The organism is Mesorhizobium sp. M0060, assembly GCF_040323155.1.
GTDB lineage: Bacteria > Pseudomonadota > Alphaproteobacteria > Rhizobiales > Rhizobiaceae > Mesorhizobium.
The window spans coordinates 1-9,521 of the sequence record NZ_JAMYUP010000113.1; the positions used below are offsets into that span (position 1 = coordinate 1).

At 59.6% G+C, this 9,521-nt stretch carries 5 protein-coding genes; all 5 read left to right on the forward strand.

All coding sequences use genetic code 11. The annotated features are described in order from the left end of the window. Positions 1–159: 159 nt before the first annotated feature. The 5 genes from NKJ94_RS36505 to NKJ94_RS36525 all read left to right on the forward strand — a co-directional run bounded on the left by NKJ94_RS36505 (position 160) and on the right by NKJ94_RS36525 (position 9,106). The gene (locus NKJ94_RS36505) at positions 160–3,180 is read left to right on the forward strand and encodes a DUF3320 domain-containing protein (protein ID WP_352532521.1); all 3,021 of its coding nucleotides are present in this window, start codon (positions 160–162) and stop codon (positions 3,178–3,180) included. A gap of 70 nt (positions 3,181–3,250) precedes the next feature. Next, positions 3,251–4,510, forward strand: a complete 1,260-nt coding sequence (locus tag NKJ94_RS36510) for a metallophosphoesterase family protein (protein WP_352532523.1) — start codon at positions 3,251–3,253, stop codon at positions 4,508–4,510. Continuing rightward, positions 4,507–7,977, forward strand: a complete 3,471-nt coding sequence (locus NKJ94_RS36515; protein ID WP_352532526.1) for an ATP-binding protein — start codon at positions 4,507–4,509, stop codon at positions 7,975–7,977. The genes NKJ94_RS36510 and NKJ94_RS36515 overlap by 4 nt, the downstream gene beginning before the upstream one ends. A gap of 290 nt (positions 7,978–8,267) precedes the next feature. After that, complete coding sequence (locus NKJ94_RS36520; protein WP_352491457.1) at positions 8,268–8,870, forward strand: hypothetical protein; 603 nt, start codon at positions 8,268–8,270, stop codon at positions 8,868–8,870. Continuing rightward, positions 8,870–9,106 (forward strand): hypothetical protein, encoded by a 237-nt coding sequence (locus tag NKJ94_RS36525; RefSeq protein ID WP_352517740.1) that lies wholly within the window; start codon positions 8,870–8,872, stop codon positions 9,104–9,106. The genes NKJ94_RS36520 and NKJ94_RS36525 overlap by 1 nt, the downstream gene beginning before the upstream one ends. Positions 9,107–9,521 lie beyond the last annotated feature (415 nt).

The following is a 9,521-nucleotide window of genomic DNA, read 5'->3' on the forward strand; positions in this document are numbered from 1 at the left end:
CGCCTCTTGCACCTCATATCCGCCGTACAAGTGCCTCGACCGCCGATCGGATCGGCGGGCTGCAGCTTATGTCAAAGGCCATTGTCAGCAATCATGAGAGTGGAATGGATGCGCACTTTACGGGGGCTGGGCTCCGAACCTCGGATTATCGCCGGCCGGATGGCGGAACGCACCGAGGCCGGCGCGCGTGCAGCGCGAGTTCGCAAGGTCATCGAAATCGGTCGGCCGATTATCGAGGGTTTCTGGAACGATCTCGGGCACCTCGCGTCATCCATGCTAGGCGACGTGGCTTCCGCCGAGCGGGCCTCGCTGCAACTGATGGAAGCGAAGGCGAGCACTGTAGCTCAAGCCGATGATGCGTCACGACAGGTTCTGACTGACGCTCCGGATCTGATCACTGAGCGGGTGGAGCTACTGCGCCGACTAGGCAGACTACAAGCGCTTGCTCAAGAGATCGATGCCGGGGAAAGCCTTGGCAAGTTCGCATTCGGCTCGTCGTGGCAGGGTCGAGGATCCGATTGGGCCGCTCTCACGCAAGCCGAGCTTTGGCTGAAAGAAAATGGCTCGATCCGACATCTGGCTGCGCGGTTGCCTGAAAGAATCGCGATCGCAAACTCGGCTCGTTCAGCACGTGAAGCGACCCAAGCGGCAGCGCAGGAATTGAAGGCGCTTTCAAGCAATTTGAAAGCCGATGCTTCCTCGTTGTTTGGAGTAGACGATTTTCCGGACGTCGCGATAGGCGAGGTCGTTTCTCGACTTGAGGGTTGGCTCGATCATCAGGAGCAGCTCTCGAAATGGGTTGCCTATGAAGAGCGGTCTGAAACAGCGCGCAAGGCCGGACTGGGACAGTTGATAGACGGCCTGGCCAACGGCGAGATCACAACAGGATCGGCGCGATCAGTTTTTGATATGGCCTACTACGAGCGAATGTTTCTAGCGATGGCGACCGATGAGCCGGAGCTGGCAAGGTTCGACGGAGAACTGCATTCGAGGGCTGTACGTGACTTCGCAGATCTGGACCGCCGGCGCATCAAGGCCGGCGCCATCGAAGTTGTAACGGCTCATCACCGGAAAATTCCTTCAAGAGACGGCGGAGCTGGACCTGTCGGACTGCTTCGTTCTGAGATGGCGCGCAGACGAGGCCACATGCCCATCCGGCAATTGATGCAGAAGGCAGGCCCTGCCATCCAGGCACTGAAGCCAGTGTTCATGATGAGCCCGCTTTCGGTGGCGCAATTCCTGTCGCCCGGCCGGATGTCCTTCGATCTGCTCGTGATGGACGAGGCGTCTCAGATACAACCCGTGGACGCGCTTGGCTCGATCGCCAGGGCCAATCAGGTGGTCGTTGTTGGCGACGAACGCCAACTTCCACCCACGACCTTCTTCGCGAAGATGACAGGCTCGCAGTCTGACGATGACGAGGGTGAGGGCGCGCAGGTCGCCGACATTGAAAGCATCCTCGGCCTGTTCACGGCCCGCGGCTTGCCGCAGCGTATGCTCCGCTGGCACTACCGTAGCCGTCACCAATCTCTAATCGCAGTATCGAACAGCCAGTTCTACGAGAACCGGCTTTTCATCGTGCCAAGCCCTTATACCCAAGAGGCAGGTATGGGATTGCGGTTTCATCATGTGCCGGAGGGGGTCTTCGATTCCGGTGGCACAGGAACCAATCCGGTAGAGGCGAGAGCTGTAGCCGAAGCGATCATCCGTCATGCGAAGGTGAACCCGCAAGAGACTCTAGGCGTTGCAACATTTTCGGTTAGCCAACGCCGCGCGATCCAAGATGAACTCGAAGCGCTGCGGCGACTAAATCCCGACACCGAGGAATTCTTTCACGCTCATCCAAGCGAGCCATTCTTCGTCAAGAACCTCGAAAATGTTCAAGGGGATGAGCGCGACGTGATCATGATCTCGGTGGGGTATGCCAAGAATGCGCAGGGATACATGGCCATGCGTTTCGGCCCTCTTGGCGCGGAAGGCGGCGAGCGTCGGCTCAACGTCCTCATAAGCCGCGCCAAGCGCAGCTGCGAAGTATTCGCGTCCATCACAGACGAGGACATCGACCTGGAGCGTGGCAAAGGGAAAGGCATCTTCGCCTTCAAGCTCTTCTTGCACTACGCGAGAACAGGGCGAATTTCGCTTGCCCAAGCCACGGTTCGCGAAATGGATTCAATCTTTGAAGAACAGGTAGCCAACGCCCTGATCGAAAAGGGTTATCAGGTTCATGCTCAGGTAGGCATTGCCGGCTTCTTCATCGACCTCGCTGTTGCGGATCCAGAGAGGCCAGGCCGCTATATTCTTGGCATCGAATGCGATGGCGCGGAATATCATTCATCTCGCTCTGCCAGAGATCGTGACCGGCTACGGCAATCTGTTCTGGAAGACCATGCTTGGATTATTCATCGGATCTGGAGCGCTGACTGGTTCCAACGACCTCGTGAGCAGCTGGAGCGAACCATAATAGCGATTGAGGCTGCCAGAAAGGAACTCGATGAGCGGGCCGAATTGGGGGTCCAGAGAAATCGAGCTGTAGCCGTGCAGGTTGTTACGGTTGACAGAGGCAACGTGACGGAAATCGGTCTCGAAAGCACAAACGGATCCGAGACACCCAATCGAGCCTACGAAGAGGCCGAACTAAAGCGACCGGGATCGTTCGAACTCCACGAGACGCCCAGCGGAATCATGGCCGGACTGGTCGAGCAGGTCGTGGCTACAGAAACGCCAATCCATGTCGACGAAATAGTTTCGCGTATTCGGGACGCCTGGGGTCTTCAGCGGGCCGGTGGCAGGATTCAGGATGCAATCGAGCGGGGGATAAGCATAGCACAGAGAGGTGGTGCAGTAGCCCGTCGAGGCAACTTCTGCTTCAAGCCAAGTGCTCCTGTTCGTCTCAGGGATCGCAGTGGGGTCGTGTCCGCTGGATTGCGCAAGCCCGAAATGATTGCGCAGGACGAGGTCGCCCAAGGCGCTATGGAAGTCGTGAAATCCAATCTCGGTGCGACAGAGGAAGAAATTGCCACAGGCGTTGCGAGGATGCTGGGCTTCAAAGCCACAAGCGCACAATTGAAGCAGCTGATTTCGGCCGCGGTCGCCGATTCAGTTGCCAAGGGATTGTTACGGTCCCAAGACGGCTTGTTGGTGGTCGGCGACTCCACGAGCGAGAAATTAGCCGAAGTGTAATGGGGCGTTGCAGCGACCTCGCTGCAATTTCAGTCGAGCTCAGAACACCTCTTTCCCTGGCGAAGGCCGAATGGCATTTCGATTCGTACACACGGCCGATATTCATCTCGACTCGCCGCTTCGTTCGCTGGCGATGCGAAATCCCGATCTTGCCGGGCTCGTGGGCGACGCCAGCCGCCAGGCATTCGTTTCGATAGTGGATCTCTGCCTTGAGGAACGAGTCGACGCGTTGGTCATTGCTGGCGACCTATACGATGGCGAGCAGACCTCGATGAAAACTGCGCGGTTTCTGGCATCGCAAATGACACGCCTGCACCAGACCGGCATCAGGGTTTTCAAGATCCGCGGCAATCATGACGCCTTGTCGCGGATTTCCAAACAGCTGGTGTTTCCCGACACCGTTACCATCTTCGGCGGTCGTGCTCAGTCGGTATTGCAGACAGCCGGCGGTCTGGACATCGTTTTCCACGGTTTGAGCTTTGCGAACCCAAAGGCCCCGGACAGCCTGCTGACCAAATATCCGGCTGCTCGTGAAGGGGCCGTCAACATAGGCATCATGCATACCAGTCTGGCTGGATCGCCCGGTCACGACGTTTACGCGCCCTGCAGCATCGCTGACCTGCACGCCCACGGTTTCGACTATTGGGCCCTCGGCCACATTCATGTTCGTCAAGTCTATTCCGGCGCAAGCACCGTGGTGATGCCGGGAATACCTCAGGGGAGGGATATTAACGAGGCGGGTGAGAAATCAGTCACCCTGGTGACGGTGCGCGACGACCGTTCGGTGGAGATCGAGGAACGGCTGACCAGCGTTGCGAAGTTCGAACGGGTGAGCGTCGACCTTACCGGGGCGGTGGAGTGGCCCGAGGCCGTCGCGCGTATTCGTTTCGCGCTCGAAGAGATGCGGGCCACCGTCCGATCGCGTCATGCTGTGGCCCGCGTTGGCCTGAGAGGGACGTCACCATTGTTATGGGCGCTGATCCGCGACAGGGACCTCCTTCTTGCCGAAGCCGAACAGGCTGCGGAACAGCTGGGCCATACGTGGGTGGAGAAGCTCGAGCTTGACCTCGCGCCGCCTCGGACGGAGACCGCCGAGGATATTGCTGATCCGATTTTCGAACTCGGGCAATCAATGCGTGCCGATGCCACCTCGGAGGCCTTCCGCGCTGAGGCGAGGGCGTTCGTCCAAAAGATGGTCGCCGACCTTCCGGCCGACGGACGGGATTTTGCTGGGAAGGACGAAGCCGGGCTGGAGCAGTTCCTCGATCAGGTGCTTTCCAAGGGTGCGGACTTGGTCACTGCCCGCCTTAAGTCCGGTGGATCGTCATGAGGTTGCGGCGACTTGACCTCATTCGCTATGGAAAGTTCACCAATAGTACGATCGACTTCGGACCCAAACCGGAATCCGGACCTGACCTGCATATCGTGTTCGGCCTGAATGAGGCCGGCAAATCGACCGCGCTTTCCGCCTACTTAGACTTGCTGTTCGGCATCGAGGAACGGAGCCGCTACAACTTCCTGCACGAGTACAGCGCCATGCGCATTGGCGGCGTGCTGGAACTGGCCGGCTCCGAGCACACGTTCACGCGTACGAAACAGCGTACTAATTCGCTATTGAACGCGACGGGCCAACCGGTGAGCGACGTGGCGATCACGGCGCATCTCGCCGGACTGTCGCGTGACGCTTACACGACGATGTTCTCACTCGATGACGAGACGCTGGAAGCGGGCGGGAAGTCGATTCTGGAGTCGCGGGGCGACCTCGGCAAGCTCCTCTTCACGGCAAGCGCCGGTCTTGGGAACGCAAGTGATACGTTGAACACCCTCGAGGCCGAAGCAGACGCTCTGTATCGGAAGCAGGCGCATGGCACCGAACTGGCGCTCCTGAAGAAGCGCCTTGTTGACGTGAAGTCGCGCAGGGATGCGATCGATACCCTTGCATCAACCTACGAGGGCCTGGAGGCCGAACGTCTCGATGCAGCGCAGCAATACGACCGGACCATCAGTGACCGAGCGGTGCTGGTGGCCAGGCTGGATACCATTGCTCGTTACGTGCGTGCTGCGCCGATGCGGGCGGATATCCGGCGCAAGATTGCCCGGCTGAATGAGCTGCCGGACATCGCCTCCCCAGCTCGCACGTGGACGGGTAGTGTCACCGGACTCATCGATGACGATGCCAGCCTCAGAACGCGGCTGTCCGCAAACATCGACGAGGTCCAGCGCTTGGCGGCAAAAGTCACTGCGGTCGATGAGGATGAATCGATCCTGTCGATTTCCGAACGAATCCGCGGGCTTGCGGAGAGCAAAGTGCGCCATACCGCGGCTGGCTTTGACTTGCCCACTCGCAGGATGGGGCTGCAAATCCTCAACAACACCGTGGCAAGCTGCCTAGCCGCCTTGGGTCGATCTTCCGAGCCGGATCCTGCCGCGCTGCTTCTGCCTGCCGTCACCGTTGGCGTCGTTCGCGCTATGGTCGAGCAGAGGTCCGGGATTGCTACCGGGGTGCGCGCCGCCCGCGACGAGGCGGCGGCAGCACTCGATGCGCTGCAGGCGGCAAGGCAGCGGGTCGGCGAGGAAAGGGCAGTGCCCGAACCTGCCAGGGCAAGGCTGGGCTCGGCTTTGTCGAAAGCGCGAGCAAGCGGACACCTGGCGGAGATCAGGACGGCTCGCGAGGCAGAAGATGCGGGAACAATTCGATGGGAGGTGTCGCTCGCGCGCTTGCGTCCATGGAGAGGAGATGCCCTTGCTCTCGCCAACGTCGCGGTTCCGAGCGCCGGGCACATTGCCGCCTGGAAGACAGTAGCGTCAGAACTGGCAAGAAACACCGCCGTACTTGCCGAACGCCTCGCCGAATACGAGGGCAACCATGCCATGCTCAAGGCTGGATTGGATGCCCTTCGTGCCTCGGTCGACGTTGTCGACGATGATGGGGCTGCCGCGATCCGCCGTGTCCGCGATGATGCGTGGGCAACGCACCGCGCAGCGCTGACCGGTGACACCGCTGACGATTTCGCCGTGGCACTGGCGCGCGATGACATTGCCAGCGCGGGCCGGCTGGCCGGCGCGGCGGATCTTGCCGAGATCCGGGCAACGACTCGCGAACTGGCCGAGGTCGCGGCCAACCTGTCACGCAACGGCATCCAACGCACACAGCTCGGCAAGGATGTGGATACCCAATTGTTGGAAATCCGCGCGGCCGCCAGAGACCTGCTCGGAGACGCCGTGGAACCTTCGTCTGAGCGCCTGATCGAAAGGATCGAGGATCAGATCGAGGCGCGCAGCGATGCGCTCGCTGCCTGGGAGCAGATCGAACTTCTCCGCAGGAAGGCGGAGCGAGCCGCTGACGCCGGCGAGCAGATACGCTTGGAAATGAGAGCAGCGCTGGAAAGCGTCGGCATAGTATCAGAGCCCGGCGACACCCTCGAAGCAATCATGGCCATCGCTGAGCTGTTTCTGGATCGGCAGCGCAAGGTGGACGCAGAGTATGCCGAGGCGCTCAGAATGGTGAGCTCCAAAGAAGAGGATCTAGCGGCCCGACGGGTTGCCGTAGGCGTGGCGGAGCGTCGCGAGGAGGAATGGCTGGCCGGCATTGTCGAAGCACTCAAGGGAACTTGGCTCGAAAGCGGGCTCTCAGCATCCGGCGTCGGCACTGTGCTCGATCAATTGGCCGAACTGTCAAGAAGCCTGCAGGAACGGGACGATCTGCAGCTGCGTATCGACAAGATGGCGGCCGACAGGGCTAATTTTCTGGTCGAGGTCATCGCCGTAGCGGTTGAAGCCGACGAGCCGACGAAGGATAGCGAGCCGGAGCAGTTGGCCATCCGCCTTGCCGAGCGCCTGGAGCGCGCCGAGCGGACACGGGAAACGAAGGCAAGCCTCGGCCACGACCTGAAGCGCCTGAAGGAGGCGCGCGACATCCTCGACAATGAGATTTCGGCGCACGAACGCCGCAAGAACGAAGTGCTGGGCGTTTTTGGCGTCGCCACTCTGTCCGAAGTAGTCGAACGCGATGAGCTGCTGCGCGAGCGGGATGGATTGCGCGCTGCCGTCGCTGACCTTGAGGAAGGGGTAGTGGCGGAACTTGCAGTCGACGGATTCGAGGAGGCACGCTCGATCCTGGACGCGATCGATTTCGACAGCCTCACGGTCGAGAAGGCTGAGGGCGAGCAGCGGCTTCGCCAGTTCGATGAGATGATCCAGCAACAGCTGATCCGGCAGACACGCGCGGCCGATAAGCTGGACGCCATCGGCGGCGACAGCGCGGTTGCACACCTGGATGCCGAACGGCGCACAACCCTGTTGGAAATCGAGGAGAAGGCCGTTCGTTACATCGAGCTGAAGCTCGGCATCATGTCGGCTGGAAATGCTTTGCGGATCTACCGTGAGAACCACCGTTCGGGGATGATGGCGCGTGCATCAGACGCATTCAAGCTAATGACCCGTGGGCAGTATTCAGGCCTTACAACCCAGCCCGTGAAAGGCGGGGAGGTTCTCATCGCGGTGCAGCGCGACGGGCAATCCAAGCTCGCTGACGCGCTTTCGAAGGGCGCGCGCTTTCAGCTCTACCTGGCACTGAGGCTCGCCGGTTATTACGAGTTCGCGCAATTCCGGCCCTCGGTTCCCTTCATCGCCGACGACATCATGGAAACCTTTGACCATATTCGCTCGGAGGAGGTTTTCAGATTGTTTGGGGAGATGGCGAACACAGGTCAGGTCATCTATCTCACGCACCACAAGCACCTATGTGAAATCGCCAAGGCTGTTGTGCCACAATCTACCATTCACCAGCTGGATTAGGCTCGATTAGAATTCGCCTCAAAACGGTTCAACTAACCAACTCGTCTGACATAGGAACTTTCGATCGAATCCGTCATGACGTCCCATAGAGGTTGAGAAATGCCTATTTTGTTCTGCAATGTTGCGTGGATGAACGACTACGCCGGGCGGAGCGCGGATGACCCGCCTCTCGGTGGCGGGGCATTTCCGAGTAAGCAGGGTTATTGCGCGGAAGAATGCAACTTTGTTGCAGCCGATGACGGGTACGTTTACGGCGCTTCGAGACGATTAAGGGCGAATTGGATCGGCAGGTGCGCATCCAGAATCTGGGTTCAGGCAAGCACGACGAATTTGTCGACGGGATCGACATCGTTTGGACGGCTCCGGAGGAAGGCAAAGATCCGCGCGTGGTGGTCGGGTGGTATCGCGGTGCGCGACTGTATCGCCACCGCCAGCACTTCAAGGGGCGTAACCCTTCCGCCCAGCACTACAAGGATAAGATCAGGTCGTTCAGGGCTAGGACACTCGCCGAAAATGCATTCGTGCTGCCCCCGGAGGATAGGCACCGTGGCAAAGGGTGGAGTGGCCAGGCAAGCTGGTGGTATGCGAACGATACGACAGATCGATCCGCCAGAGCATTCGTCAAGAGAGTAAAGGCATTTATCGAAGGCGAGCCAGTCGCTCCCGTCGGGGCATCGCCCGATCATGATGGAGGTCGTGGCCGACCGGCTGGAGCGGCAGCGTCCGACGTCTACAAACGGTATGTGCGGAAGTACGAGATCAATGTCCATCCTCAGCATGACAGTCTGCACAAACAGTTCGTAGCGTTTCTCAGCGAGCGATATCCGCGGATTGATTTTCCCGCTTGTTTTCGCGACGACCTTCGGTTGCGGTTGACGCAATGCCGGAAGTGATGGTCGAGATCAAGCCTGCTGATGCGGCTACGATGCGCTTCGCGATTCGCGCCGCGATCGGCCAGTTGCTCGACTACCGCCAGCATCAGCGGTGGACTGGCCGACAGGTAATTCTCGTCGGTGCGAAGGTGACGAGCAAGAACGATCTAAGTCTGGCGTTTGACAACGGCTTTGGCCTGGCCTGGCCCATTGGAACCGGCGGATTCGAGATCCGCTGGCCCGACGGCGCTGGTTGATTGGCAAGCAAGCGCCGAACGTCCGGAGGCTAAAGCTCAGGGTCGCGATGGATCGGCATTGCTGCTTTCGGTGCCGAACCCAATCTCTCATGTGGGGATATCGCAGTCCTCCAAACGATGCTCAAGTCGGTAGTAATGGTCCCTCATGCTTCGCAATCGTGCAATCAGTCCTTACTCGCCGGCGCGCAGAGCTGTGACGAACTCGTTTTCCTCCGCGAACCTGCTTGAGATCGTATCGCGTTACGTACGACATCGATGTTTGCGCCAGCTCAGTGCGGCCAATTTTGTACGATTGCTCGAATTCAGCGTATATCGTAAGCGCCTCGCCGATCACCTATGGGTTTGGGCTTGATGTTTTCCGGAATCGCCAGGGCATGAGTTCCTCGATCTGGCTCTGTGGATGGCCGTTGATGAT

Bases quoted from the DNA above. Each gene is read 5' to 3' on its own strand.
- NKJ94_RS36505 (WP_352532521.1), top strand. From the start codon at position 160: ATGGCGGAACGCACCGAGGCCGGCGCGCGTGCAGCGCGAGTTCGCAAG.
- NKJ94_RS36515 (WP_352532526.1), top strand. From the start codon at position 4,507: ATGAGGTTGCGGCGACTTGACCTCATTCGCTATGGAAAGTTCACCAAT.
- NKJ94_RS36510 (WP_352532523.1), top strand. From the start codon at position 3,251: ATGGCATTTCGATTCGTACACACGGCCGATATTCATCTCGACTCGCCG.
- NKJ94_RS36525 (WP_352517740.1), top strand. From the start codon at position 8,870: ATGGTCGAGATCAAGCCTGCTGATGCGGCTACGATGCGCTTCGCGATT.